At 55.5% G+C, this 25,891-nt stretch carries 24 protein-coding genes; 5 read left to right on the top strand and 19 right to left on the bottom strand.

Translation table 11 applies throughout. The annotated features are described in order from the left end of the window. Positions 1-5: 5 nt before the first annotated feature. From ssuC to FHW66_RS07260, 5 genes are all read right to left on the bottom strand, one after another. Positions 6-839 carry an aliphatic sulfonate ABC transporter permease SsuC gene (ssuC, locus tag FHW66_RS07280; RefSeq protein ID WP_183379115.1) on the bottom strand — a complete coding sequence of 278 codons (834 nt, stop codon included), beginning with the start codon at positions 837-839 and terminating at the stop codon, positions 6-8. Between the two features lie 32 nt (positions 840-871). After that, complete coding sequence (gene ssuD, locus FHW66_RS07275; RefSeq protein ID WP_183379114.1) at positions 872-2,053, bottom strand: FMNH2-dependent alkanesulfonate monooxygenase; 1,182 nt, start codon at positions 2,051-2,053, stop codon at positions 872-874. A 32-nt stretch (positions 2,054-2,085) separates the two neighbouring features. Continuing rightward, a complete protein-coding gene (locus FHW66_RS07270; RefSeq protein WP_183379113.1) occupies positions 2,086-3,072 on the bottom strand; it encodes a sulfonate ABC transporter substrate-binding protein in 987 nt (328 codons plus the stop codon). Positions 3,073-3,176: 104 nt separating this feature from the next. After that, entirely contained in the window at positions 3,177-3,767 is a 591-nt protein-coding gene (gene ssuE / locus FHW66_RS07265; RefSeq protein WP_183379112.1) for an NADPH-dependent FMN reductase, read from the bottom strand. 107 nt (positions 3,768-3,874) lie between these two features. Continuing rightward, a complete protein-coding gene (locus FHW66_RS07260; protein WP_183379111.1) occupies positions 3,875-4,891 on the bottom strand; it encodes a sulfate ABC transporter substrate-binding protein in 1,017 nt (338 codons plus the stop codon). A gap of 243 nt (positions 4,892-5,134) precedes the next feature. On the opposite strand from FHW66_RS07260, the gene FHW66_RS07255 reads away from it, so the two are divergent. Next, a complete protein-coding gene (locus FHW66_RS07255) occupies positions 5,135-5,926 on the top strand; it encodes an IclR family transcriptional regulator (protein ID WP_183379110.1) in 792 nt (263 codons plus the stop codon). Positions 5,927-5,959: 33 nt separating this feature from the next. On the opposite strand, the gene FHW66_RS07250 is transcribed toward FHW66_RS07255, so the two are convergent. From FHW66_RS07250 to FHW66_RS07200, 11 genes are all read right to left on the bottom strand, one after another. Further along, positions 5,960-6,754 (bottom strand): EAL domain-containing protein, encoded by a 795-nt coding sequence (locus tag FHW66_RS07250; protein WP_183379109.1) that lies wholly within the window; start codon positions 6,752-6,754, stop codon positions 5,960-5,962. 95 nt (positions 6,755-6,849) lie between these two features. Then, positions 6,850-7,614 (bottom strand): anti-sigma factor domain-containing protein, encoded by a 765-nt coding sequence (locus tag FHW66_RS07245; protein ID WP_183379108.1) that lies wholly within the window; start codon positions 7,612-7,614, stop codon positions 6,850-6,852. After that, a complete protein-coding gene (locus tag FHW66_RS07240; RefSeq protein ID WP_370543434.1) occupies positions 7,611-8,330 on the bottom strand; it encodes an RNA polymerase sigma factor in 720 nt (239 codons plus the stop codon). The genes FHW66_RS07245 and FHW66_RS07240 overlap by 4 nt, the downstream gene beginning before the upstream one ends. Positions 8,331-8,439: 109 nt before the next feature. Continuing rightward, a complete protein-coding gene (locus FHW66_RS07235) occupies positions 8,440-8,994 on the bottom strand; it encodes a fasciclin domain-containing protein (protein WP_183379107.1) in 555 nt (184 codons plus the stop codon). Positions 8,995-9,161: 167 nt separating this feature from the next. Continuing rightward, positions 9,162-10,589 (bottom strand): FGGY-family carbohydrate kinase, encoded by a 1,428-nt coding sequence (locus tag FHW66_RS07230; RefSeq protein ID WP_183379106.1) that lies wholly within the window; start codon positions 10,587-10,589, stop codon positions 9,162-9,164. A gap of 30 nt (positions 10,590-10,619) precedes the next feature. Next, the gene (locus FHW66_RS07225) at positions 10,620-10,961 is read right to left on the bottom strand and encodes an L-rhamnose mutarotase (RefSeq protein WP_183379105.1); all 342 of its coding nucleotides are present in this window, start codon (positions 10,959-10,961) and stop codon (positions 10,620-10,622) included. 13 nt (positions 10,962-10,974) lie between these two features. Continuing rightward, positions 10,975-12,000, bottom strand: coding sequence for an ABC transporter permease (locus tag FHW66_RS07220; protein WP_183379104.1), 1,026 nt, complete (start codon positions 11,998-12,000; stop codon positions 10,975-10,977). After that, the gene (locus FHW66_RS07215; RefSeq protein WP_183379103.1) at positions 11,997-13,055 is read right to left on the bottom strand and encodes an ABC transporter permease; all 1,059 of its coding nucleotides are present in this window, start codon (positions 13,053-13,055) and stop codon (positions 11,997-11,999) included. Before FHW66_RS07215 ends, FHW66_RS07220 begins: the two co-directional genes overlap by 4 nt. A 27-nt stretch (positions 13,056-13,082) precedes the next feature. Continuing rightward, positions 13,083-14,708, bottom strand: coding sequence for a sugar ABC transporter ATP-binding protein (locus FHW66_RS07210; protein WP_183379102.1), 1,626 nt, complete (start codon positions 14,706-14,708; stop codon positions 13,083-13,085). A gap of 102 nt (positions 14,709-14,810) precedes the next feature. Continuing rightward, positions 14,811-15,833: a rhamnose ABC transporter substrate-binding protein gene (gene rhaS / locus FHW66_RS07205; RefSeq protein ID WP_255458862.1), complete on the bottom strand. Its 1,023-nt coding sequence runs from the start codon at positions 15,831-15,833 to the stop codon at positions 14,811-14,813. A 96-nt stretch (positions 15,834-15,929) separates the two neighbouring features. Next, complete coding sequence (locus FHW66_RS07200) at positions 15,930-16,730, bottom strand: DeoR/GlpR family DNA-binding transcription regulator (protein WP_183379101.1); 801 nt, start codon at positions 16,728-16,730, stop codon at positions 15,930-15,932. Positions 16,731-17,014: 284 nt separating this feature from the next. Between FHW66_RS07200 and FHW66_RS07195 the strand changes: the two genes are divergently transcribed. Together FHW66_RS07195 and rhaI are read left to right on the top strand one after the other, a co-directional pair. Beyond that, entirely contained in the window at positions 17,015-19,147 is a 2,133-nt protein-coding gene (locus FHW66_RS07195; RefSeq protein WP_183379100.1) for a bifunctional rhamnulose-1-phosphate aldolase/short-chain dehydrogenase, read from the top strand. A gap of 84 nt (positions 19,148-19,231) precedes the next feature. Then, positions 19,232-20,527 (top strand): L-rhamnose catabolism isomerase, encoded by a 1,296-nt coding sequence (gene rhaI, locus FHW66_RS07190; protein WP_183379099.1) that lies wholly within the window; start codon positions 19,232-19,234, stop codon positions 20,525-20,527. 104 nt (positions 20,528-20,631) lie between these two features. Here rhaI and pbpG read toward each other — a convergent pair whose 3' ends face one another. Beyond that, positions 20,632-21,729, bottom strand: coding sequence for a D-alanyl-D-alanine endopeptidase (gene pbpG, locus FHW66_RS07185; protein WP_183379098.1), 1,098 nt, complete (start codon positions 21,727-21,729; stop codon positions 20,632-20,634). Between the two features lie 439 nt (positions 21,730-22,168). Further along, entirely contained in the window at positions 22,169-22,987 is an 819-nt protein-coding gene (locus FHW66_RS07180; protein ID WP_370543435.1) for a class I SAM-dependent methyltransferase, read from the bottom strand. A gap of 106 nt (positions 22,988-23,093) precedes the next feature. Here FHW66_RS07180 and FHW66_RS07175 point away from each other — a divergent pair, with 106 nt between their 5' ends. Further along, entirely contained in the window at positions 23,094-23,942 is an 849-nt protein-coding gene (locus tag FHW66_RS07175) for a helix-turn-helix transcriptional regulator (RefSeq protein WP_183379096.1), read from the top strand. A gap of 19 nt (positions 23,943-23,961) precedes the next feature. Here FHW66_RS07175 and FHW66_RS07170 read toward each other — a convergent pair whose 3' ends face one another. Further along, positions 23,962-24,864: a histone deacetylase gene (locus tag FHW66_RS07170; protein WP_183379095.1), complete on the bottom strand. Its 903-nt coding sequence runs from the start codon at positions 24,862-24,864 to the stop codon at positions 23,962-23,964. A 282-nt stretch (positions 24,865-25,146) separates the two neighbouring features. On the opposite strand from FHW66_RS07170, the gene FHW66_RS07165 reads away from it, so the two are divergent. Next, complete coding sequence (locus FHW66_RS07165) at positions 25,147-25,707, top strand: phasin family protein (protein ID WP_183379094.1); 561 nt, start codon at positions 25,147-25,149, stop codon at positions 25,705-25,707. Positions 25,708-25,891: the final 184 nt, after the last annotated feature.

Raw genomic sequence — 25,891 nt, 5'->3', positions numbered from 1 at the left:
AATCTTTACTGATAGTTCGGATGCCAACGCAACCAGAATCGCTCAAGCCAGCGCGCCAGCACATCGGCCAGCTTGCCTAGCAAGGCATAGAGCAGAATACCGACCAGTACCACATCGGTCTGCAGAAATTCCCGTGCATTCATGGTCATGTAGCCAATACCCGCCTGGGCGGAGATGGTTTCCGCCACGATCAGCAGAACCCAGACCAATCCCAGTGCAAAGCGCACGCCCACCAGAATCGACGGCAAGGCCCCAGGCAGAATCACGTCCCGATAGAGCGGCCAGCCAGACAAGCCATAACTCTTTGCCATCTCAATCAGGCCACGGTCAACCGAACGAATGCCGTGAAAGGTATTGAGATAGATTGGGAAGAACACGCCTACCGAGACCAGAAACAGCTTGGCGGTCTCATCAATGCCAAACCATAGAATGACCAGCGGAATCAGCGCCAATGCCGGGATATTACGAATCATCTGCAGGCTGGTATCGAGCAGCAACTCGGCCTTGCGAAAACTGCCGGTGAGCAGACCCAGCAACAAGCCCAGACCGCCTCCGACCGCAAAGCCGCTGGCCGCGCGCCAGGTACTCACCCACAGATGGGTCCACAATTCGCCTGTGACAGCCAGGTTCCACGCAGCGCTGAGGATCGCCAATGGTTCCGGCAGAATGCGGCTGGACAACCAGCCAACGCGGGCAGCAATCTCCCAGATCACAATCAAGGCGACGGGCAAAGCCCATGCCAGCAACTGCGATCCGATCACGCCTTTGGCGGCTGCGGCGCGCTGCCCGACTTTACTGCTGACGGCTCCGGCTGACGCGCTGACGATGCTGCTACTCATGACAACTCCTTCATTCCTGACGTTTGCGCCCCTCAACTGGCAACGGTCTGTGGCGCTGTGCTCGACGATCCGGGCGCCGTCGGCACATGCATGTTGCCGACAATTTCACCGAATGGACCGGTCAGATTAAAGCCCGGCAGACTCTCTTTCAGTTTGCGCGGCAACAGCGGGAAGACCAGTTCAGCAAAGCGATAGGATTCCTCCAGATGCGGGTAACCAGACAAGATGAAAGTATCAATACCCAGGTCAGCATATTCCTGCATGCGCGCAGCGACGGTCTTGCCATCCCCCACCAGGGCAGTGCCGGCACCACCGCGTACCAGACCGACACCAGCCCACAGATTAGGGCTGACTTCGAGCTTGTCGCGGCGGCCACCATGCAATGCTGCCATCCGACGTTGCCCTTCCGAATCCATCTTGGCAAAACTGGCTTGTGCCTTGGCAATGGTGGCATCGTCGAGCTTGCTGATGAGCTCGTCAGCGGCACGCCAGGCAGCCTCATTGGTCTCACGGACGATGACGTGCAGGCGAATACCGAAGCGCAGGGTGCGACCAGCCTTGGCGGCACGCGCGCGCACCTTGGCAATTTTTTCGGCGACCGCTACCGGTGGCTCGCCCCAGGTCAGGTAGACATCAACCTGCTCGGCGGCAAGGTCAATGGCCTCGTCCGATGAACCACCGAAATACAGCGGTGGATAAGGCTTCTGAATCGACGGATAGAGTGCCTTGGCCCCCTTCACGCTCAGATGCTTGCCTTCAAAATTGGTCTCGCCACCGGTATGGGTTTTGGCGAGTACATCGCGCCAGATTTTCAGGAATTCATCTGAAATCTCATAGCGTTCGGCGTGCGTACCAAAAACACCATCACTCTCTTGCTCAACCGGATCGCCGCCGGTGACGACATTGATCAGCAGGCGTCCGCCCGAGAGCCGGTCAAAGGTCGCTGCCATGCGTGCCGACAGGGTTGGCGCTGTCAGTCCGGGGCGTACTGCGATCAGAAACTTCAGTTGTCGGGTTTCTCCGATCAGGCTGGCAGCCGTCACCCAGGCATCTTCACAGGACCGCCCGGTAGGCAGCAGGACACCATCGTAGCCGAGCGTATCAGCCGCAACAGCAACCTGCTTCATGTAGTCATGACTGACCAGACGTCCACCCTCGGCGGTACCAAGATAGCGGCTGTCGCCATGGGTAGGGATAAACCAGAAAACATTCATGTCTTGCTCCGAATAAAAAACAGCAGCGTTATTTATTTCAATATGGCGTCACTGACGTTGATCTTCTTGGGAATCAGCTTCAGTTCGTAAAAAGTGTCAGCAATGCGTTGCTGCTCTTCCAGCACCTGTGCATCAACCGGCTTGAAGATATGGGCGTAACGCTTGAGACCGACTTCGATCACATCGGGATCGAGTCCTTGAATCGGTGCTAGCTGGGCTGCTGCCTGCGCCGTATTGGCGCGGATCCATTGCCCTTCGCGAGACACTTCTTCCAGCACGATACGCAGCACATCAGCGTGTTTTTCCGCAAACGGACGGGCACTAAGGAAGAATTGATGATGGCTGACGGCACCGACACCAGAGGCCAGACGACGTGCTTGCAATTGCTTCTCGGCGGCTGCCTGGAACGGATCCCAGATTGCCCAGGCATCAACAGCACCTTTTTCAAACGCCGCGCGGGCATCGGCAGGCGCCAGATAGACCGGTTCGATATCGCTGTAGCGCAGGCCTGCCTTCTTGAGCAAGGCGACAACCAGCCAGTGCACGTCAGAGCCCTTATTGAAGGCGACCTTTTTGCCCTTCAGATCAGCGACCGACTTCAATGTCGAGTCTTTCGGCACCAGAATGGCTTCGGCATCCGGCGTTGGAATTTCATAGGCGCTGTAGACAAAATTGGCGCCGGCGGCCTGTGCGAACACCGGTGGTGCCTCACCAACGTATCCAAAATCAACCGAACCGACATTCAGGGCTTCGAGCAATTGTGGTCCGGCTGCAAACTCAGCCCATTTGACCTCAACGCCTTGTGCCTTCAGGCGCTTTTCCAGTGCGCCATGTGCCTTCAGCAGCACCAGCGTGCTGGCTGCCTTTTGATAGCCAATACGCAAGACGGTGTTGGACTCTGCCTGCGCCAGGTTGCAGACAGACAGACCGACAGTGGTCATCAGGGTCAGGGCGCAGAGTGCACCAAGTGTGCGGCGACGGATTGCTTGTGTAGACGGACGATCAGTAAAAATGGACATGAACTTCTTTCTCCCGAATTTGTAGACAAGCGGTCCCCGCTGCACCAGCAAACTGGTGCTTCCCGGACGACCTGCGGTAATGATTACTAGGCGTTAAATTGATCTCAGACGCTACAGCGAATCTGCGAGAACGGCACATCGGCGAACGCTCCCGGGTTAAGCTGCTGCAACGCATACAAGCTCAGCGACAGCTGGTTCACGCCTTCTTCGACGCGCTCGACAATCGGGCGATCAAGGACCAGCCCGTCCTGCTCGGACCACGTCACCTGCGCTTCTGTCGCATAAATGCTCGGCAACACATGCTTCGGGCCCAATGACGACAGCACCGGACGCAGCGCGTAATCGAGTGCCAGCATGTGTGACTGACTACCGCCGGTGGCCAGCGGCAATACCAGCTTGTCGGTCAGACCGAACTGCGGCAACAGATCCAGAAAAGCCTTCAACACACCGCTATAAGCGGCTTTATAAACCGGCGTGGCGACAACGACGGCGGACGCTTCGGCCACTTGCGCGATGGCAGCCTTGATCGTGCTGTCATTGAAATCGGCGCGCACCAGTGCCTGTCCCGGCAAATCACGCACTTCCAGTTTGGTATAGCGATGCCCAAGGGCTGCCAGCTTCTCGCCAACATGATGCAATAAGCGGGTGGATCGGGATGGAGCCGAGGGACTACCTGCCAGCAAAAGAATCGTCATGATCAAAATCGTATGGATAAGTCGTTACTTCTGGTCGCCCAGCCCGCTCGGGTGAGCGACTACTATTACGCTCGAATGACTGTCACCAGACCAGCCAGACTTCGGTCTTACTTGCGATTGGGGACATACAGCTGGTCAAAGCTGGCGCCGTCAGCAAAGTGATCTTTCTGGGCTTTCTGCCAACCGCCGAAGGTATTGTCGACTGTCACCAGATTGAGCTTGGGATATTGCGAGGCATACTTGGCGGCGATCTTCGGATTGATCGGACGATAGTAATTCTTGGCAATGATTTCCTGTCCTTCGTCGCTATAGAGGTGGTTCAGATATTCCTCAGCGACCTTGCGGGTGCCACGACGATCCACCACCTTGTCAACCACGGCAACCGGTGGTTCAGTCAAGATCGAAATCGACGGTGCGACGATCTCAAACTTGTCTGGCCCCCATTCCTTGAGCGAAATCAATGCTTCGTTTTCCCAGGCCAGCAACACATCACCAAGACCGCGTTCGACAAAGCTGATCGTGGCGCCACGCGCACCCGAATCGAGGACGGGTACGTTCTTGAACAGCTTGGCGATATAGTCACGTGCAGCAGCGTCATTGCCACCCTTCTTGAGGGCGTAGGCCCAGGCTGCCAGGTAGTTCCAGCGGGCACCGCCGGAAGTCTTGGGATTCGGTGTAATCACGGACACGCCGGGCTTGATCAGGTCATCCCAATCCTTGATGTGCTTGGGATTGCCCTTGCGCACCAGGAACACGATGGTGGAGGTATAGGGTGAGCTGTTGTTCGGCAGGCGCTTTTGCCAGTCAGGCGCAACCAGCTTGGCTTTTTCGCCGATTTCATCGATATCGTAGGCCAGCGCCAGCGTAACAACGTCGGCGTCGATGCCATCTATGACGGAGCGCGCCTGCTTACCGGAACCACCATGGGAGGCCTTGATGGTCACGTTGTCACCGGTCTTGGCTTTCCAGTATTTGGCAAATGCCTTGTTGTAATCGGCGTAGAGTTCCCGCGTCGGGTCATAAGATACATTGAGCAAGGAAATGTCAGCAGCATGCGCCAGCGGCACCATCTGTGCGAACAAGGAGGCTACGGCGACTGACTTGATCCATTTTTTGAGGCGCATCTGTTTCTCTCTTCTCTGTTACTTCATTGCTTGATTTCGGGAAGAGCACAGGTTAATGAGTGGCTATAAAAAAACGAACGAATACTTTCTTCTCTGATTATGCGAAAAACAGATATGCAATCGCAATCGCGCTGAATATAGAAGTTCGCAAACTGCTTAAAAACCATATAAGCACATAGCCATACTTTTTGATTTTTTCACAATGTGGTATAAAAGCGTTATTGCAATGCATCAAATACGGACATGAAAAAAGAAGCCACCGACGAGACAGGCGCCATCTCCATCCAGGTCATTGAAAGACTGGTCTCCCTGCTGGATGCGCTCGCCCAGTATCCCGACCCGGTCAGCCTCAAGGAGTTGTCTGCCGCCACCAAACTGCACCCTTCCACTGCCCACCGCATTCTTAATGATCTGGTAGCCAAGCGCTTTGTGGATCGCTCGGAGCCAGGTAGCTATCGTCTTGGTATGCGTTTGCTGGAGTTGGGTAATATCGTCAAGAGCCGCCTCAGCGTGCGCGAAGCAGCGCTGGATTTCATGCGCGCCCTGCATCGCAAGACCCATCAAACAATCAACCTGTCTGTGCGTCAAAGCGATGAAATCGTCTACATTGATCGCTCTTTCTCCGAGCGTTCGGGTATGCAGGTGGTGCGCGCGATTGGCGGTCGTGCACCATTGCATCTGACCTCAACCGGCAAGCTGTTCCTGTCCATTGATGACCCAAAGGCCGTGCGTGCCTATGCCACCCGTACCGGACTGGCGGGCCACAACAAGAATTCGATTACCGATCTGGCCAAACTGGAGCGCGAGTTGAGCATGGTGCGTGCGCTCGGCTATGCGCGTGACAACGAAGAGCTGGAGCTGGGTGTACGTTGCATGGCTGCCGGTATCCGGGATGATTCCGGCAAGCTGGTCGCCGGTTTGTCGATCTCGGCACCGGCTGATCGTCTGCAGGAAGACTGGGTAGATGATCTGATTAATACCGCCGCACAGATTTCGTCTGCGCTGGGCTTTGATGTCGATCAGCAGAGCAAGTGATCCTAGGATCTGCCAGTGGCAAGGCTGCCGCAATCATTCCCAGGCTGCGTCCACAATTACCGCGAGTGACTTGAATGCCGGTTTGGCAAACCAGTAGCCCTGCATCAGGCTGATACCAGCTCTCAACAGAAAATCCCGTTCAGCACGGGTCTCAATACCTTCGGCCAGCACGCGTATGTCAAGATCACGACAGATGGCAGCGATGCCTGCCACAATCGCCTGACGCGGGCGACTCTGATCGACGTTGCGTACCAGGTCCATGTCGATCTTCACCAGGTTCGGCTGATACTCGGCGAGCAGGTTTAGCCCGGCGTAACCGGCACCGAAATCATCAATCGCTGTCTGAAAACCAAAGCGCCGATACTCCCTGAAGATGTTGACGAGATGCGGTCGGTCCTGAACCCGTTCACCTTCTGTGACTTCAAAAATGATGTTTTCAATCGGAAAGTTATGCTTGCGCGCGGCCTCGAACGTACTGCGAATACAGACCTCTGGCCGATACACTGCATTGGGCAGGAAGTTGATCGAGAGGAGTTCGCGCATCCCCAAGCGAGATGCGCCTTCAACCGCCTTCATCCGACAGGCCTGGTCAAAGCGATAGCGATTATTGTCATTCACCTGCGCCAAAACACTGGCTGCAGACTCCCCTTCAGGGCCGCGCACCAATGCTTCATAGGCGTAAATAGAGCGTGTATTGAAATCGACGATAGGCTGATAGGCATATTCGAATTCGATGTCCAATTGTGCGCTGTCGCCACAACCACCGCAGGCGGTCTCCTGCCCGGAATGATGGGACGCGCCTGCAGACTCTGTTGAAATTGGGATCATGGATGCTCCAGTGCGCACTTTGCCGTGATAACGTCAGCGCTTAAAAGCCTCTATGTTACCAATAATTCAGCCTCCCTGAAGCTGCTCTATTTTCCTCAGATCTTGATCAACTCTCCCTTGAGCAGCACTGGCCCACCGGGCGCATTTGGATTCCCGGAACCGCCTTTATGTTCCAGTGACACTGCCAACGCGGGTACCTGTGCGAGCATCAGACTGTCGGGCAGCGTAACGATAGCCTCGCCCTGATTGACCAGCAATCCCAGCGAGCGCGGAGGCCCCTGTTCGGGCAAGGCCCACAGTTCCAAATCTTCGTTGCTGGTAACCGGCTGTGGCATGACTACCCTGACCTGTAATTGATGGCGTGTCTGGTCAGCGGTCACTACCATGGCGGCTTGCGCATCCTTGCCGGTAAGGACAGCAACGTAGCTGACACCGGCAGTGGCTGCGTGCTGCTGATCGAGGCTAGCCTGCATCGTGGAGGAATCATCCAATGGTGAACGCTGTTGCGAATGCAGCACGATAAAAGCCGCCAGCACGAGTGACAATGCGAACGAAGCCATACTGAGTGCGCGCCAGAAGCGCAGACTATCGAGCCAGTGCGCGGGTTTGCCCGCCTTACCTGCAATCTCAGCAGTGATCTGACGATCAATGCCTTGCCAGACCTGCGGCGACGGCAGCACTCTGGCAGCCATCTCCGACAACGGCAGCAGCCTGTCCTGCCATTCAGCGACAGCACGCCGCAAGGCCGCATCTTCCAGTAGCCAGGATTCAAGCCGGCGACGCGCACCGCCCCGCAAAGTCCCGAGCACGTATTCGGCGGCCAGCTTTTCCCGTAGTACTTCGTTGTGACGAATGTTCATACGCCTCCCAACTTGCTCATACAGCCGTGCAGACTGGACAGGCCACGCCGAATCCAGGTCTTGACGGTTCCCAATGGCAGATTGAGCTGGCTGGCGACCTCACCATGAGTGAGATCGTGATAGAACGCCATTGCAATGGCCTGACGCTGCGCGCCATCGAGCCGCTGCAGGCAACGCGCCAACGCCAGCGCTTCCTGACTGAATTGCAAGGCATCGGCTGGCTTGAGGGCTGCGCTTTCGAGAGAGAGCATCAGGTCTTGCATATCCGGGTCTTCCAGGCTGTTGTGTTGAGTTGAGGTGAGTTCATTGGGGCTGCGCAGAAAATCGAGCGCCTTGTTGCGCACGATGGAAGTCATCCAGGTCAATGGGGCCGCCAGACTGCTTTGGTAGTCGGCCGCGTGGCTCCATATGTTGACGAAGCTCTCCTGCAAGACCTCTTCAGCGATTTCCTGCTGCCGCAGCACGCGCATGGCGTAGCCGAGCAACTTGGGTGCCGTCGCCGTATAGAGTTGCTCAAAAGACTGTCGATCTTGTCTGGCAACAGCCGCCAGCAAGCGCTTTAATTGCTCGTTATCGGGAAACGCCATACAAATCCAGTTCGATGGTAATGCCGACGTTGGCACGGTTGCTGGTGCACCTTCGCTCGCCTGACCATGATTATGGCGTAGATTGTCGAGCCCGAACGGCCCGACAACAAGACAACAAAAATACGACAAAACGCATCCAGAATGAATCTATCCATGCTAGTTAGTAGCTTCCAATCGTTATTGCTAGTGACCACCACGCAGGCGTATCACCGCCATGCGTGGCAATATTGGCTCACATTTATTTGGGAATCAGAACGGTATCGATGACGTTGATGACGCCATTGGATTGATAGACGTCGTAGGTGCTGATGCTGGCGACGTTACCTGACTCATCCTTGACCTGGATATTGTGTGCACCATTCATCATGAACATAAGTTTGCCGCCGCTGACCGTTGGCAGCTCGGCCATACCTGCATGCTGCTGGATGGCGCTGGCCAGAGCGTTGAAGTCGTATTTACCGGCGACCACGTGATAGGTCAGGATCTTGGTCAATGTGGGCTTGTTTTCTGGCTTGACCAGGCTATCGACCGTCCCTGCCGGTAACTTGGCAAAAGCAGCATTGGTCGGTGCAAATACGGTAAAGGGACCCTTGCCCTTCAGAGTGTCGACCAGACCCGCAGCCTTGACCGCTGTCACCAGTGTGGTGTGATCGGCAGAATTGACGGCGTTATCGACGATATCCTTGGTCGGAAACATGCTTTGTCCGCCAACCATGACGGTGTCGGCGGCTGCGACCAGACCAGTTGTTGCTAGGGCGGCTGAAAAAATCAGCGCTTGAGTCAGCTTGTTCATGGCAATTCCTTTAAAGTTGAATCGATTGATCGTAAGGCAATGACTGCTTTGTCACGCATAGTCTTATACGAAGCCGGTGTCGATTTGGATTCAACTTTTTTCAGAATTGTGTAAATACCCTTTCCATCACGATGGTTCAGGTTGATCTTGTCCTCACGTGCATCTGATCAGGCAATGGTGACGGGAATCGACGCCGATGCAATGCCCGCCTCGGAGAGCTCCTCTATCAGTATGCGCCACTGCTGACGATAGGCTTGCCAGCCGCGTAATGGCAACGGCGTAGCCACGGCAGGCAGCGTTAGTTGGGCAGACCGCTCATTTTCCTGCCAGTGGTGTAACAGCCAGCCACCAGCCGTGGTGCCGCTGTTATCGCTAGAGCAATAGACGGCAGGCGTACCGGCGAGGCTGGCGAGCAAAGGCGCAAAATATGGATTGGCCGTAAAACTTCCCTCTACCACCACTGGCGTCTGGACATCGAGTAACTCCAGACAATATTCGGTCATCAAGACACAATACAGCGTTGCCATGGCATAGCGCTGCGCCGCGGATGCTGGCAATGGCCCAAGCAAACGTCCGACTTTACCGGCAAAAGGTCCACCGCAGTCGGCAAAACTTGGCAAAGCCATGCTGTGTTGATCGATCAGCATCTGAAGGTCAGCGATGTCGCATACCTGGGTCGGCGAGCCAGCCAGCTCGGCAAACTCCCGACCGCCCATGAAGCGCATGCAGCTGACCGGCTGGCCCAGCACATTGACATTGCAAAGCATGTCGCTTTGTTCCTGCAAGTGCTCTGCTCGGCCATCCAGCGCGGCGGCAATGACCCAGGTTCCAGTGGAAAGCACCGTCCGCGGACCTTCTCGCGTCGCCTTGAGATAGCGCAGCAGCGAGGCATTGCTGTCATGCGCTCCGCACAGAATGCGACATGCGGGCGAAAGCCCGGTAGCCGCTGCCAGATGGGGCTGCAAGTTCCCCAACACATCCCAGGCAGCGCGTAGCGGCGGCATCAGCGGTAACCAGCCGCAAGTACTGACCAGTGTCGAATAATCAGCCTGTGCGGGTTGCCACAAGTCCGTATGGCAGCCCAGCGAGCTCACTTCAGCGGCGGCCACGCCGCAGAGTCGCCAGGCCCAATACTGGGGATACATCAGGAGATGACGTGCGCGGCCAAAGGCATCAGGATAGCGCTGCTGTAGCCAATGGAGTTGACGTCCCAGATTCAGGCCCTGCCCTAACAAAGGTGAACAGGTCTGGCCAAATGGTGCACGCAGCGCCTCATACTGTTGCGCCAGTGCGGCATCGGGCAAACCTTGCTCGTAATCGACAATGGGCAATACCAGATCAAGCGCATCCACCAGCGCCGCAGTCGCGCCGTGGGTAATGGGTACGATGGCGGTAATATTGGCCTGCTGGGCCAGCTCTTTCAGCGTAGCCAGCAGCCAGCTTTCAATTGCTGTGACGTCATGATGCGGATACAGGCCATCATGACGGATCACATTGGCGCGACGACGTACCACCAGTTCGCGGCCATCGTCATCGACCAGTGTCAGTTTGATATTGGTTTTGCCGATATCGAACACGGCTAAGGCTTCAACCATGAATTCCCGATCCTTCGCGGTGAAAAACACTTATTCCAGATGAAATAGCGGCTGCAAATCGAACGTCAGTGGACGCTGATCAGGGCCGGTTTCCATCAAATCCGCCATGTAACGCCACCAGCGTTGCATGAGCGGGTGTGAGGGCAAATCATCCATACCATGGGCACCGCTGCGCCGTAACACGGCAAACAGTTTGCCGCTGTCAGCGTCGAGAAAGATGCTGTAGTCACTGATTCCGGCAGCACGCAGCAGCTCCCCCAGCTCGGGCCACAACGCATCGTGGCGACGGCGGTATTCGTCAGCACAGCCTGCTCGCAACTGCATCGTGAAGGCGATCTGTGCGTTCTGTTCTCTTTGTTCTTTTTGTTCCATCTGCACTCCTTGGCTAGCGGCGCTGCTTGCCGCGCAACAGACGTGGCACAGCAATGGTGATCAGCAGCAGCAAGCCAATCACGATGGTCATGATGATCCCGGGAATATTTGCCAGTGCCAGACCGTAGGTAACCATGCCCAGCGTCAGCACCGCCAACAGCACACCACCGATGCTACCGGCTCCGCCGCTGATACTGACACCGCCCAGAATGACGACGGTGATGATTTCCAACTCCCAGCCCATGGCGATATTGGGGCGGGTGCTGCCAATGCGACCGGTCAGCAAGCAGGAGGCGAGCCCCGCCATGGCACCGGTGAGGATGAACAGCATCAGCCGATAACGGTCCACTGCAATCCCGGAAAATCGCGCGGCTACCGGATTGTTACCAATCGCGTATAAACGACGGCCCCAGACGGTGGCATGCAGCAACAGGGCAAACAGGATCGCGGCGACGATGAGGATGACGAACGACCGCGGCACGATCTCAAAGAAGTAGCCCTGCCCCCAATCGCTGAGTAACTCGGGATAATTGGTGAATGCCTGATCCCCCAGAACCACGCTGGCCAGTCCACGGAACAGCGACATGGACCCAATCGTGACAACAATCGATGGCAGTGCGAATCGGGTCACCAGCGTACCATTGAGCAAACCACACAGTGCGCCGGTACCAATGCCGATCACATACAGGCCCGGCGCGGGTATCCCTTCGTGATTGGCCAGTCCAATGGCTACCGACGATAGTGCAATGATGGCCGAGACCGAAATATCGATTTCCCGGCAAATAATCAGCAAGGCCATCGGCAGCGCAATCAAGGCCTTTTCATTGAAATTGAAGGTGCTGTCGGCCAGGTTATAGATATCCAGAAAATGCGGCAAAAACAGACTGTTGATGCAAAACACTGCCAGCAACAGCATGCCCAGTAAAAATTCCCAGTGATTGAGGACATCTGCCAGACGCCACTGCCCACGGTCATTGATGCGATAACGGGATGGATTGACCGAAGAGGTATGCGATGGGGGGAGACTTGTTGTGCTCATGACGGCATCCTCGTGATGGTCTTGCTGGTTTTACTGACAGCGTGAAAATGTAAAGGCAGGATTTGCTTGTGACGTTTTTTCTCACCACGGCCATTGATGATGACAGCGCAGAGGATCACGATGCCAGTCAGGGCACTTTGCCAGAACGGTGAAATCTGTACGATCGGCAAGGCATTGCTGATGACCGCCAGGAATAATGCCCCCAGTACTGCCCCGCTGATATTGCCGACACCACCGGCAATGCTGATCCCACCGATCACGCAGGCAGCGATGACGGTCAGCTCAAAGCCATAGGCAATTTCAGAATAGGCCACGGCATAACGGGCCACCCAGAGATATCCACACAAGCCTGCCATCGCGCCCGACAGGCCATAGGTCCAAAGCAGCCGCTGAGGTGCCTTGATACCGACATAACCAGCCGCTACTGGATCATTACCAATGGCATACAGATCGCGGCCAAAACGGGTGTAGCGTACCAGTGACCAGAGTGCAATCACCGCCAGCAGCGCCAGCCACACCAGATAGGTCAGTCCGGCCAGCCGCGTCAGTGGAAAAGCAATGAAGTCGGCCGGCATATTGCGCGACGAGACCCAGGCACCGCCGGAGAGCACAAAGACCAGGCCGCGATAGACGCTCATGCTACCCAGCGTGACCACGATAGGCGGCAATGAGAGATAACCAATCAACCAACCGTTGAGCAAGCCCAGTGTCAGGCCAATCGCCACCGAGAACAGAATTACCAGTTCGACCGGAAGTTGCGGGAAATGCATGGCCAGCAGTGCCGCCATCATGCCCGACAAGGCCAGATTCGATGCTACCGACAAGTCAATTCCGCGGGTCACGATCACTAGCATCTGGATCAGCGCCAACATGATGATCAAGGCACTGTCGGTGAGCAAATTGTCCATACTGTGCAGGCTCAGGAACACCGGAGCACGCCAGCCAACCAGTGCGATCAACAGCGTGATCAGGAGCGCCAGCAATGGCTCACGCGGGCCGCGCAGAATTCTGGCACCGAAGCCAGTAGCGGTACCAGAAAAAGATGTTACTGACATGAACGACTCCACAAAACAAAGGCAGATCTATGAAGAAAAATGGCATGGCGCCGGCGCATGCTGGCTACTTCCTGAGGCGGCGGCCATGAGCAGTTCCGGCGTTGCCTCATGCCGCGCAAACTCCTCCTGGACGGTACCCTGATGCATCACCACCACTCGATCCGCCATGCCCAGTACCTCCGGCAACTCGGACGAGACCAGAATGACCGCCAGCCCCTGTTGCACCAGCTCACTAATGAACCGGTGTACCGCTGCCTTGGAGCCGATATCAATGCCTTTGGTTGGCTCATCGAGAATGATTACGCGTGGATTGGTCGCCAGCCATTTGGCGAGCACCACCTTTTGCTGATTGCCGCCTGAGAGTTGCGCAACCTGCTGATGAAAATGGGTTGCCTTGAGTTCAAGCTGGGTGCTCAAACGCCGGCTGATCTCCATTTCGCGCCGGCGATGCCGGCGTAAAAAGAAGCCAAAACCGGAGAGCACCGGTAAGGTAATATTTTGAAATATCGGCAATGACAGCAAGACACCTTGATGCTGACGATCTTCCGGCACATAGGCGATACCGGCCGCAATCGCTTGTGCTGGCGAGGTAATCCGCAAGGTCTGGCCTTCCATACGCAACGTGCCGTGCGCCGCTGGAGAGAGCCCAAACAAGGCCTGCATCAACTCGGAACGACCGGCACCGACGAGGCCATAAAATCCGATGACCTCACCGCGCCGCAAGCTGAAGCTGACGTCGTGGAATTCAGTCGGATGCGAAAAATGCTCCACCTCCAGCACCACCGGTGCAGCCTCAGGGTCGGCAATCTCGTGATGGGGGAAGACTTGCCCGACTTCGCGTCCGACCATGAGGGCCACCAGTTGCGGTTCACTGATATCAGCCAACGCGCCAGCGGCGATGAAGCAGCCATCGCGCAGTACCGTGTAGCGATCGGCAACAGCAAATATCTCATCGAACTTGTGTGAAATGAAAATCACGGCCGTACCGCTAGCACGCAGCTGTCCGATGATCCGATACAGTTCACGGATTTCGCGCTGTGACAAAGCCGCAGTCGGCTCATCCATGATGACCACCTGTGCCTGCTGCGACAAGGCACGGGCAATTTCAACAAAATGCCGTTGCGCCACGCTCAGGTCCTTGACCTTCGCCGTCACCGGCAACTCGACCTCAAGCCGGGCAAATAGTTGCGCCGCCTCGCTCTGCATGCGTTGCCAATCAATCCGTCCCGGCATGCCGCGCAACGGCTGACGGCCGATATAGATATTCTCGGCCACCGTCAGCTCTTCAAACATGACGGTTTCCTGGTGTACCGCCGTGATACCCGCTTGTATCGCAGCCTGCGGCGTGGCAAACGAGACTGTCTTGCCACCAAGCCGGATCGCGCCTTCGTCGGGTTGATGAATTCCCGTCAGGATCTTGACCAGCGTGGATTTGCCGGCACCATTTTCGCCCAGCAAGGCCATGACTTCGCCAGGACGCAGGGAAAAGCCGACATCCTGGAGCGCTACAATGCCCTGAAAGCGTTTGCTGATGCCGGACAATTCCAGTACTGGTGCCTGCGCCTGATCGGCCACAGTCGACGCAATACCTTCAGGGACAAGCTGCGAGCCCGAAAACAGGCTGTCATGGACAGATAAGACAGAAGAAGACATGTCGGTTCAGTAATGATATTGGAATGCAGAGAACACCCCCACGCAAATCGTGATGCGCGGGACGACACCGGTGGGCATCAAGTCGTCCCGACCTGACGCAGATCAGAAAATCTTGGCAAATTTATCGACATTGCTGGCGTCGTAAGTGAACGGCGGTGCCAGCGCAGCTTCACCGCTGTCGTCGAGCTTGATGCTACCCATCCGGCCAACAGCAATCGTTTCGCCCGGCTTACCCTGGGCGCGGCCTTTGACAAACTCATAGGCCGCATAGGTGGAGGCATAACCGAGATCGATCGGATTCCAAATTGCAAAGCTCTTCACAGCACCACTCTTAACATGCCCTGCCATCTCCGATGGCAATCCCAGACCAGTGACGTAGACCTTGCCCACCAGCTTCTCGTCGACCACTGCTTTACCAGCGGCGTTGATACCAACGGTGGTTGGCGCAATGATGGCCTTCAGGTTGGGATAGCTGCGTAACAGGCCAATCGCTTCGCGATAGCTCTTGTCGGACTGGTCATCACCATAGACGGTTGCGACCAGCTTGATTTTGGCAAACTCCGGTTTAGCCAGCGCCTTCTTCATTTCGCCAATCCAGATATTCTGATTGGTCGCCTGCGCCGTGGCCGACAGAATGGCGACGTCGCCGCTACCACCGATGGCTTCAGATGCCATTTGAATCTGCTTGCGACCGATCAGCTCGGCATTGGACGGATTGAGTTGCATCAGGCGCCCCTGACGGGCGATACCGCTATCAAAGGACACGACCTTGATCCCACGTTGCATCGCCTTCTTGGTAATCGGCACCAAGGCGTTGGCATCATTGGCCGAGATCACGATGGCATCGACCTTTTGGCTGATGAGAGAATTGATGATTTCAATCTGCCCTTCTGCCGTCGGTGTGGTGGGGCCGGTGTAAATGATCTCGACGTCACCGAGCTGTTGTGCCGCTTCCTTCGCACCTTCATGGGCGGCGTCGAAAAAGCCGTTACCCAGACTCTTGACGACCATCGCAATACGTACCTTGTCTGCGGCGATGGCTGGTAAAGTCCAGCCGAATGTAGCGACCAGCAGGGTCGCGATCCCTGCGCGCAATGCGGCAGTAGCTGCGGTTCTTCTTATCATGAAATGTCTCCTGTTATAGTGAAATGAAGGCCACACTCGAATGGACGATTGGCCTTTTGCTGCAGTCGCTGCCGGGTCTGTTCCGGTAGCCGACGTTCAGTCCGCCAGCGCCAGTTCTGGTGTTGCTGCCACCGTCACGACATTGACACCCGCCTGCTCCAGCATCTGTACCGCCGCATCACTAGCCTGATCGTCGGTGATCAGACAATTGACTCGGTTCAGTGCGCACAGAATCAAACCAGCCTTGCGGGAAAACTTGGAACTATCGATCAGTACAATCAACTCTTCTGCCTGACCGATCAGACGCTTTTCTGCCTGAATCAGGAGCGGATCAACTTCCATCAGTCCCAGCATCGACAGGCCATATACGCCCATGAACATCTTAGCGGCGTAATGGTGTTGGGTAATGTCGTTGTCGAAGGGGCTCAGGATCACGTTCTGCTCGCGATAAACCTGACCGCCGGGAACGATGATCTGGTTTTCACTAGTGGTCAGCAGTCGCTCCGCCATCAGGAAGGAATTGGTCAGAATCTTGAGCTGCTTGTCGGCCAGATATTCGGCCATCATGAAGGTCGTGGTGCCACCGTTGATGATGATGGTCTGGCCATCTTCACAGAGACTGGCAGCATATTTGGCGATAGCCCGCTTTTGTGCAGGAAAGCAGGCCAGACTCGCCTGAAAGCTTTCTCCCGAAAGCGCATAGGGATTGCGTTTGGGCGCGACCTGTTCGGCACCGCCACGAATGCGGTTGAGCATATTGCGCTCGGACAGCCAGGCAATATCACGTCGCACCGTCGCGGCCGACGCATTGAGCCATTGACACAATTGCTCAACGGTAGCGTTGCCATGGTCGCTCACCAGCCCGAGCAGCCGCTTGCGGCGTTTGTGGTTGATCATGCTTGTCTCCATCATGTGGCACTGCGCATCGTGGTCATTGCCACGACATCCATTTCAGTGCTTTTCGTTATGCTGCAAGACTAAGCGATCCACGAAAAACAAGTCAATCCACAATCAATCAACTTGATGATTACTTCACAATCAATCAAAAAGTTGATTGCAGAACGATTGACTCTGATTGTCGACTGTTTTCTACTTCATTCTGTGCATCAGGGTCCGATCAGATCAGGAAGGCCCGCAACACATCCGCTTCAGATTACCTATAAAACATTACCGGAGACGCCATGACAACGACCCTCTTTGCAGATGCCAAATCTGCGCCCGCCCCGACCAGTACGCCACGCATTGTTTCCGCCTGGGATAACACCTATGCAGCCACGCTCGACGAACCACAACTGCTGCTATACCGTTCCAATTTGCTCGGGGCTGACAAGGCCATCACCAATTTCGGTGGCGGCAATACCTCTGCCAAGATCAGCATGCAGGATCCACTATCGGGGCAGGCTACCGAGGTGCTCTGGGTCAAAGGTTCGGGTGGTGATCTTGGCAGTATTCGCCTTGATGGATTTTCGACGCTGTACATGGAGAAGCTGCAAGCCTTGCGTGCCCGCTATCGCGGCCTCGAACATGAAGATGAGATGGTCGCGTATCTGCCGCATTGCACCTTCAATCTGAACCCGCGAGCGGCCAGTATTGATACACCGTTGCACGCCTATATCCCGCACGCTCACGTGGATCACATGCATCCGGATGCGGTCATTGCCATTGCGGCCTGCAAGAATAGTGCGGCGCTGACCGCCAGCATCTTCGGCGGCGAACTGGGCTGGTTGCCGTGGCAACGCCCTGGCTATGACCTTGGTTTGAAGCTGGAAAAAGTGGCACGCGAACAGCCACAGCTGAAGGGCATCGTCCTGGAGGGACATGGTTTGTTCACCTGGGGCGATAGCGCCAAATCCTGCTATGAAACAACCATCGATATCATTCGTCGTGCCGACACATGGCTGGCAGCCAATAGCCGTACACCCGCCTTTGGCGGCACGCTACATAGCGCCCTGCCAGCTGCCGAGCGCGCCGCCCTTGCCGCACGGCTGATGCCACTGCTGCGCGGCAAGATCAGCAAGCAGGAATTCAAGCTGGGGCATTTCGACGATAGCGCCGCTGTGCTGGAATTTGTCTGCAGTCGCGATCTGTCTGCACTGGCGGCGCTTGGCACCTCTTGCCCCGATCATTTCCTGCGCACCAAGATCCGGCCATTGGTGCTGGACTTCTCACCCGCGGCACCCGATTTCGACGCACTGGTTGCGAGCCTCGATCAGGCGCTGGAAGATTATCGTCAAGATTACAGCGCCTATTACCAACGCTGCCGTCGCAGCAACAGCCCAGCCATGCGCGATGCCAATCCGATCATTTATCTGATCCCGGGTGTGGGCATGCTGTCCTTTGCCAAGGACAAGGCAACTGCGCGTATCGCCGGCGAGTTCTATATCAATGCAATCAATGTCATGCGCGGCGCCAACGGCGTCGATACTTATGTCGGTCTGCCGGAACAGGAAGCTTTTGACATCGAGTACTGGCTGCTGGAAGAAGCCAAACTGCAACGCATGCCCAAGCCCAAGAGCCTCGCCGGACGAGTCGCATTGGTGACCGGTGGTGCCGGCGGCATCGGTCAGGCGGTAGCGCGCCAACTGCTGGCCGAAGGTGCATGCGTGATGTTGACCGATATTGATCAGAGCGCGATTGACAGTGCCTATCAAAGCTTGCTCAAGCAAGGCGGCCCGGATGCCATCAGCGTCGCGCGTGCCGATATCACCAAAGAAGGTGAAGTCGAACAAGTGCTGCAGAGCGTTGCGCTGCGCTTCGGTGGCATCGATTTGCTGGTCTCCAACGCGGGGATCGCCTCAGCATCTCCGCTCGAAGATACTAGTCTTGACGTCTGGGAACGTAACATGTCAGTGCTGGCAACCGGTTATTTTCTGGTCAGTCGCAGCGCCTTCCGCAGCATGACTGCGCAGGGACTGGGTGGCAGTATTGTCTACGTCGCCAGCAAGAATGGTCTGGTTGCCTCTGCCGGCGCCTCGGCTTATTGCACCGCCAAGGCTGCCGAGATTCATCTGGCACGCTGCATTGCGCTCGAAGGTGCACCGCATGGCATCCGCGTCAACGTCGTCAATCCCGATGCTGTCATTCGTGGTTCGCGCATCTGGGATGGAAAATGGAAGGAGGAGCGCGCCGCCTCCAACAAGATCGAAACGGAAAATATTGAGGAATTCTATCGCCAGCGCAGCCTGCTCAAGCGCAGCGTCTTGCCGGAAGATATTGCAGAGGCGGTCTATTTCTTCGTCAGCGAAAAATCGGCGAAGAGCACCGGCAATATTCTCAACGTTGATGCAGGCAATGCCGCGGCCTTTACACGTTAAATACGCTCGGTAAATGATCACCATCACTGATAAGACATGTCCGGCGCACTGCGCCGAGACCACAAAACAAACTATGGAGACAACATGCCCTACCTGATCCAAGACGATTTCATCGCCCAGCAGAATGCGCGTCTGCGCAGCCAGCTGCAAGCTGACTATGATGCTCTGGCCGGCGTGCTGCAACGCCGCGGTATCGATATTGAAACATTGACCCGGATGGCGGCTGACTTTGCCGTATCACTACCGAGCTGGGGTGTGGGTACCGGCGGTACCCGCTTTGCCCGCTTCCCGGGACAAGGTGAGCCACGCAATGTTTTCGAAAAAATTGATGACTGCGCAACGATCCACCAGCTTACCCGCGCGACGCCGGGCGTATCGCTGCACTTCCCCTGGGATCGCACTCAGGATCCACGTGCACTACGCGAAATCGCCGAGGCGCGGGGCCTGCATTTTGATATCGTCAACTCAAACACGTTCCAGGATGCCTCTGGTCAGGCATTGAGTTACAAATATGGCAGCCTGACTGCGCGCGATCCAGCCGTGCGTGCGCAGGCGGTTGCACACAATATCGACTGCATCGAGCTTGGACATAGTCTGGGATCGAAAGGATTGACCGTGTGGGTGGGTGATGGATCCAACTTCCCCGGACAACATAATTTACGCACTGCGCTGGAGAATTATCTGGAAAGCATGCGCGACATCTATGATGCGCTACCGCCTGACTGGCTCATCTATATTGAACACAAGCTGTTTGAACCAGCCTTTTACGCCACCACCATTGCCGATTGGGGCACCAGCTTCGCCTGCGCGACAGAACTCGGTCCCAAAGCCAAATGTCTGGTTGATCTGGGGCACCATGCACCGAATACCAATATCGAAATGATCGTGGCACGTCTGGCGCAGTTCGGAAAACTCGGCGGCTTCCATTTCAACGACAGCAAGTATGGCGACGATGATCTGGATTCTGGCAGCATTAATCCTTTCCAGCTGTTCCTCATCTTCAATGAGTTGCGCGATGCGGCAATCCGCGATGGCGCGCAATTCAAGCCTGCCTACATGCTGGACCAGTCGCATAATGTGACCGATCCAATCGAGAGTCTGATGACAAGCGCCGTGGAAGTACAACGTGCGTATCTGCAATCAGCCTTGGTGGATCTCAGCATTCTGGGACATTATCAGCAAAACAATGATGCCTTGATGGCAGCACAGATGCTCAAACAGGCATTCCGCACTGATGTCGGCCCGATTATGGCCATGGCCCGCGTACGTGCCGGCGGTGCTGCAGATCCGGTCCATTGCTATCGCGTCAGTGGCTATCGTGAGCAGAAACATGAGGAGCGCCCTGCACGCAGCGGAGTCAGCAGCAGCGGCATCGTCTGAGTGCAATATAAAAAGACGCTGCAATACAAAAAGGCGAACCAGATGGTTCGCCTTTTTGTTTGACTGGCTGATGCAAGCGCCACTGCTGCACGCTAGCGATAAGATCAACTTTCGTCAGCACGGGCACGCAAATTCATGCGTGTCAGATTCTGCGGCCCCTGCTCGGTCAACCAGCGCCGCATACGCGCAGCATCGGCGACGTGGGAAGCGCGGCCCTTGGAGTCGAGGAACACCATCAGCACCGAACGGCCATCGATTTTGGTCAGCATGACCAGACAATGACCTGCTTCATTGATGAAACCTGTTTTTTGCAATTCAATATCCCAATCCTTGCTGGCAACCAGACGATTGGAGCTGGCATATTGCAATGGACGACCGCTTGGCTCGACGACATATTTTGCATCAGTCGAATATTGGCGCAGGATAGGATAGTTGTAGGCAAACACGACCAGCTTGGCCAGATCGCGGGCACTGGCCACATTACGGCTGTCCAGACCGGTTGGATCGGCGTAGTGGGTATCGGTCATTCCAAGCGCACGAGCCTTGGCATTCATGGCCGCAACAAAGGCTGTGACACCACCCGGATAATTACGTCCCAGTGCCGAAGCAGCGCGATTTTCAGAGCTCATCAGGGCGATGTGCAGCATGTCATCACGCGACAGTTGCGCACCCACACGCAGGCGCGAGCTGCTGTGCTTTTCACGATCGACGTCGTCTTCCGTCACGGTGAGAACTTCATCCATGTTCTGATGCGCTTCGACAACAACGGTTGCCGTCATCAGCTTGGTCACCGAAGCAATCGGCAAAGCGACTGTGGAATTTTTTTCAAACAATACCTGCGACGTTGCCTGATCAATCACCAATGCCACATTGGAGCGCAGCGACAAGGGATCAGGAGTACGGTTCAGACCAGCGAGATCACCGGCGGTTTCTACAGGTGCGACTGGAATAAATGATGCTCGCTGGATACCTGGCCGATGATTCACAGCAACCACCTTACGTACCACCCGGCGATGTTGCGCAGGCTTGACCGCTACCACTCTGCGAGCGGCGGCTGGCCTACTCTTGACGACAGGCTTCCTGAAGGCTGTCTTCTTGGTTGGCGTCTTGTTGGCGGTACCCGCATCCTGTGCGGCAACAGGGCCCATCGTGACCAGCACAAAAAGAAGCGTCGTAGTTGCAGCTAGCGCAGATTTAAGCATTGGCGGATCTCCCCCTGAATAATACGTACATGAAACTGTTGGCAGTGTAGCAAACCAAGGGAAAATCGCAAGATAATTAGGCAGTTAGCGCAATTATTTAAACAAAATTCTAGAAAAATTACGGAACGTTGTTAGGAACAACTCGATGTAATGTTTTTCTCGGTTTCCCCGGGCCTTCCGGTTCGCGTAAAACCGATCCGCCAGCACATTAAATTAAAACCCACGCATGATATCAGTCTAGGCTGCTCAAGCGCCATGCCATCGAAACAACAAAGGCATAAACTTGCGGCAATTCTCTGTGCTGAATCGGCAGGATGTGCTGCGATTAACGAACATCTTCCATGCCAGGTTGACCTGCAGGCAAGATTTTCGTCACCAATCTTGCCTGCTCTAGACCAGCTTTGCCAACCATTGCAGATTCATCGCCGTATTGACATCATCAACGCTTAATTGCCTCGATCATGACTGTATCGATCTCGAATGAATAATCTTCCGCGAGCCGAAAATATTCACGTACTTCTGCGGGTGCCGACTGCCAGAGCGACTCGATTGCGCGTACATGATGTGGCGGTGTGCGCATGCGGGCGATCCAGGAAGAGAACTCTAGCGGCAACTTCCATGTTTTCTCGGACGCAATCACCAGCCCAGCCTGGCTCAGCAGCTTTTTCCAGGAAGACGGACTGACGTTTCGCACATGTGATGTATCACGCAACAGTTCGATCGCTTGCACATAGCTGTCAGCCAGAACATCCTCAGGTGCCGCCGTATCGATGAGGATAAAACGACCACCCGGCTTGAGCACCCGCACCACTTCCAGCAAAGCCTGGGGCAAGCCACGCCAATGATGCGCACTGTAGCGCGTGCACACCAGATCAAAGCTGGCATCGGCAAAGGGCAATTGATCAACACTGCCCTGCTGAATCACAACGTTGCCGAGGCCGCGTTCCCGTGCGGCCTGATGTACCACTTCCAGCATCGATGCCGACAAGTCATAAGCGACCACTTCCGCCGCATGAGCTGCCATGGCAAAACTGGCATGCCCGCCGCCACATCCGAGATCCAGTACCCTGACTGCTTTGACACCACCGGCATTGTCAGTGGCACTGGCTGCAACATAGGCTGCAAGCTCTTGCAGATCCGCCCCCTGCGAATGCACTGCGCTGGTCAGGTAGGCAGCAGCGGTGCTGCCGAATTGTTCCGAAATAAGCTGATTGTGACTACGCATGACAGGCTCCTTAAGATGGTGAAGTTGACGAATTAACCAAACGGCGATCCCTATTGACCGCACACGGCAACGCTAGTCTAATCATCCTGGATGCTGGTACAAGTTCAGCATTTATACTATTACTAAAGATAACAGGATCATGCTCACTGACGACAACAAGCGCCGCGCACTGGGTGAATTCATCAAGTCGCAACGCGAACAAATCACGCCGGCCCAAGCGGGCGTGGGACATCTCAGCCATGCAACACGACGGCGTACACCAGGCCTGCGGCGCGAAGAAGTGGCACAACTGTGCGGCATCAGCGTGACCTGGTACACCTGGATCGAACAGGGTCGATCGGACTCGATCTCGCCTCAGGCCTTGGCAAGAATTGCAGACACGCTCCACCTGCCGCGTGCCAAGCGCGCCTATTTGTTTGAATTGGCAGAGAAGAAAGATCCGGCGCAACCCAGTGACTATGATGAGCCTGTGCCTGAAGACATATTGGCCGTGGTCAACAGCATCAGAGCACCGGCTTACGTTCTGGATAGGTATTGGAATGCTCTGGCCTCGAACAGCCCCGCGCGCAGCTTGTTCGTCGGCTGGCTCAGTAGTCGTAGCGAGAGCACTAATTTGTTGGTCTTTACGCTTTGCAATCCGGCCTCACAACATCTCATTACCGATTGGGAGCAACGCGCGCACAGGTTGGTGGCAGAGTTCCGCGCCGACTGCGGACATTATCTGGATGACCCGCAATTGCATCGCATGGTGGAAGACTTGTCTGCACGCAGCAGTTTGTTCAAGCGGGCCTGGCGCTTGCAGGATGTCGTGGAACGGGAAGGTGGCAGGCGCCAGTTTCATCACCCGGCGCGCGGCTTGCTGACCTATCAGCAGGTCAACTTCCGGGTTGCACACCGACCTGACCTGAAGCTGGTCACACTCATGCCAGCCGACACTGCTGAGACCAGTAACAGCAGTGCGACAACAAAAGACAAAGATGATGAATGATATTGAATTTTAGAGCGATTTATACAATATTTGACGTATATTGAGCCGCAATCGAGATCGTTTGCACGTGCACTGCAACGGTATCTTCAATTTTCTTGCCGTAGCCGCCTGCCATCGCCACCGCAATGGGGATCCGATGTTGTCGCCCTAGCGCAAAGACCTGTCGGTCACGCGCTGCCAGTCCTGCCAGAGTGAGTTTCATGCGGCCCAGCCGATCTCCTTCGTGCGGATCGGCTCCTGCCAGATAAATGATCAGCTCTGGCACAAAGCGCTGCATGAGCTGTGACAGGGCACCCTCGAGCGCTTCCAGATAATCATCATCAGTGACGCCATCGGGCAAGGCCACGTCGAGGTCACTGCGTTCTTTCTCGAACGGATAATTGTTCTGACCGTGCAGCGACAAGGTGAACACTGAATCGTCATTGGCCAGAATGGAGGCGGTACCATTACCCTGATGCACATCGAGATCAACTACTGCAACGCGTTTGACGCGCCGTTCTGCCTGCATCAAGCGCGCTGCCACGGCCGCATCATTGAATACGCAAAAGCCGGCACCGCGGTCAGCATAAGCATGATGGGTTCCGCCTGCCAGATTGACGGCGACTCCTTGTTCCAGCGCACTGCGACAGGCGGCAATGGTGGCGCCGGTAGAACGTCGGGAGCGCTCCACCATTTGCAGTGACCAGGGAAAACCAATGTCTTTCTGCACCCGCTCAGGCAATACACCACGCGATACCTGATCCACGTAGACCGGATGATGAGCCAATGCCAGCACGCCATCGGTAGCTGCAGCTGCCTCATGAAACTCGACCGATACGACACCTTGCGCCACCCCTTCCCGAATCATCCGGTACTTAGCCATCGGAAACCGATGGCCTGGCGGCAAAGGCAAGACAAAATGGTCACTGTAATACGCACGCACAGAAATTCCTCACTTATTTCTTTACATCAACTTGCTTCACCGCCTTGAACACAAACATCACGCCATGATGGCCATATTGCCAAGATGAAAGAGGTTTTATGCGGCAAATCAAAAACTACCCAGAATTATTTTAAAAAGTCAATTGTGCCTATTGACAATGGATTGGGTTATCTTAGAATCCATATTGTGCACCGCACAAATCGAGTTGTAAAAAAACGGGTGCATATACTTTTTCGCTTTATCTACTTGTATCTACTTGATTAGGACCAAAGGACTGAGCATATGACAACCTTCACTGAACAATTTTCTGCAGCGACCAAAGCCAACGTAGAAGCGCAAATTGCGTTGTTTAACCAATTTGCCCACAAGACGTTTGAAGGCGTGGAAAAACTGATCGACCTGAATCTGAAAGCGACCAAATCTTCTCTGGAAGAAGGTCAGGATGCAGCACACAAGCTGCTGTCTGCAAAAGATGCACAGGAATTTTTCTCGCTCTCGAGCGCCCATACTCAACCAGCAGTGGAAAAGAGCCTGGCCTATGGCCGTCATCTGGCAGGTATCTTTTCTTCAACCCAGGCAGAATTGACCAAGACGGCAGAAGTACAGATCGCCGAAGCCAATCGCAAGGTCATCTCGCTGATTGATGAAGCATCAAAGAACGCTCCGGCAGGGTCTGAGTCGGCAATTTCACTGGTCAAGAGCACGATCGGGAATTTCAACGCCGGTTACGAACAATTCAGCAAGACCGCCAAGCAGGCAGCCGAAGCGCTGGAAAGCAATGTCTCGAGTGCAGTCGAACAATTGTCCCAAGCCACCGTCAAGGCTACTTCGCGCAAGAAATAAGCGACTGGAAGCGCCTGCGCGCTTCCCCGCTTTCTCCTCGGCAGGTGGGTTGCTCATGACCGCCTGCTTTTGCAAATGCCTCGGCTAAGTGAACCGCACCCCAAAAGTTGGACACCAATCCAACCTTTGGGGTGTTTTTCATGGCGAAGTACGAAACGAAATTCAAGCATGAGGTAGTGCAACG

Origin of the sequence: Herbaspirillum sp. Sphag64, from assembly GCF_014192645.1 — a bacterium.
Lineage (GTDB): Bacteria > Pseudomonadota > Gammaproteobacteria > Burkholderiales > Burkholderiaceae_D > Herbaspirillum.
This window is presented reverse-complemented; position numbering and strand designations above follow the sequence as displayed.

Excerpts from the sequence above, each read along its gene's own strand:
- ssuC (WP_183379115.1), bottom strand. The coding sequence starts at position 839 with ATGAGTAGCAGCATCGTCAGCGCGTCAGCCGGAGCCGTCAGCAGTAAA.
- ssuD (WP_183379114.1), bottom strand. The coding sequence starts at position 2,053 with ATGAATGTTTTCTGGTTTATCCCTACCCATGGCGACAGCCGCTATCTT.
- FHW66_RS07270 (WP_183379113.1), bottom strand. The coding sequence starts at position 3,072 with ATGTCCATTTTTACTGATCGTCCGTCTACACAAGCAATCCGTCGCCGC.
- ssuE (WP_183379112.1), bottom strand. The coding sequence starts at position 3,767 with ATGACGATTCTTTTGCTGGCAGGTAGTCCCTCGGCTCCATCCCGATCC.
- FHW66_RS07260 (WP_183379111.1), bottom strand. The coding sequence starts at position 4,891 with ATGCGCCTCAAAAAATGGATCAAGTCAGTCGCCGTAGCCTCCTTGTTC.
- FHW66_RS07255 (WP_183379110.1), top strand. The coding sequence starts at position 5,135 with ATGAAAAAAGAAGCCACCGACGAGACAGGCGCCATCTCCATCCAGGTC.
- FHW66_RS07250 (WP_183379109.1), bottom strand. The coding sequence starts at position 6,754 with ATGATCCCAATTTCAACAGAGTCTGCAGGCGCGTCCCATCATTCCGGG.
- FHW66_RS07245 (WP_183379108.1), bottom strand. The coding sequence starts at position 7,614 with ATGAACATTCGTCACAACGAAGTACTACGGGAAAAGCTGGCCGCCGAA.
- FHW66_RS07235 (WP_183379107.1), bottom strand. The coding sequence starts at position 8,994 with ATGAACAAGCTGACTCAAGCGCTGATTTTTTCAGCCGCCCTAGCAACA.
- FHW66_RS07230 (WP_183379106.1), bottom strand. The coding sequence starts at position 10,589 with ATGGTTGAAGCCTTAGCCGTGTTCGATATCGGCAAAACCAATATCAAA.
- FHW66_RS07225 (WP_183379105.1), bottom strand. The coding sequence starts at position 10,961 with ATGGAACAAAAAGAACAAAGAGAACAGAACGCACAGATCGCCTTCACG.
- FHW66_RS07220 (WP_183379104.1), bottom strand. The coding sequence starts at position 12,000 with ATGAGCACAACAAGTCTCCCCCCATCGCATACCTCTTCGGTCAATCCA.
- FHW66_RS07215 (WP_183379103.1), bottom strand. The coding sequence starts at position 13,055 with ATGTCAGTAACATCTTTTTCTGGTACCGCTACTGGCTTCGGTGCCAGA.
- FHW66_RS07210 (WP_183379102.1), bottom strand. The coding sequence starts at position 14,708 with ATGTCTTCTTCTGTCTTATCTGTCCATGACAGCCTGTTTTCGGGCTCG.
- rhaS (WP_255458862.1), bottom strand. The coding sequence starts at position 15,833 with ATGATAAGAAGAACCGCAGCTACTGCCGCATTGCGCGCAGGGATCGCG.
- FHW66_RS07200 (WP_183379101.1), bottom strand. The coding sequence starts at position 16,730 with ATGATCAACCACAAACGCCGCAAGCGGCTGCTCGGGCTGGTGAGCGAC.
- FHW66_RS07195 (WP_183379100.1), top strand. The coding sequence starts at position 17,015 with ATGACAACGACCCTCTTTGCAGATGCCAAATCTGCGCCCGCCCCGACC.
- rhaI (WP_183379099.1), top strand. The coding sequence starts at position 19,232 with ATGCCCTACCTGATCCAAGACGATTTCATCGCCCAGCAGAATGCGCGT.
- pbpG (WP_183379098.1), bottom strand. The coding sequence starts at position 21,729 with ATGCTTAAATCTGCGCTAGCTGCAACTACGACGCTTCTTTTTGTGCTG.
- FHW66_RS07175 (WP_183379096.1), top strand. The coding sequence starts at position 23,094 with ATGCTCACTGACGACAACAAGCGCCGCGCACTGGGTGAATTCATCAAG.
- FHW66_RS07165 (WP_183379094.1), top strand. The coding sequence starts at position 25,147 with ATGACAACCTTCACTGAACAATTTTCTGCAGCGACCAAAGCCAACGTA.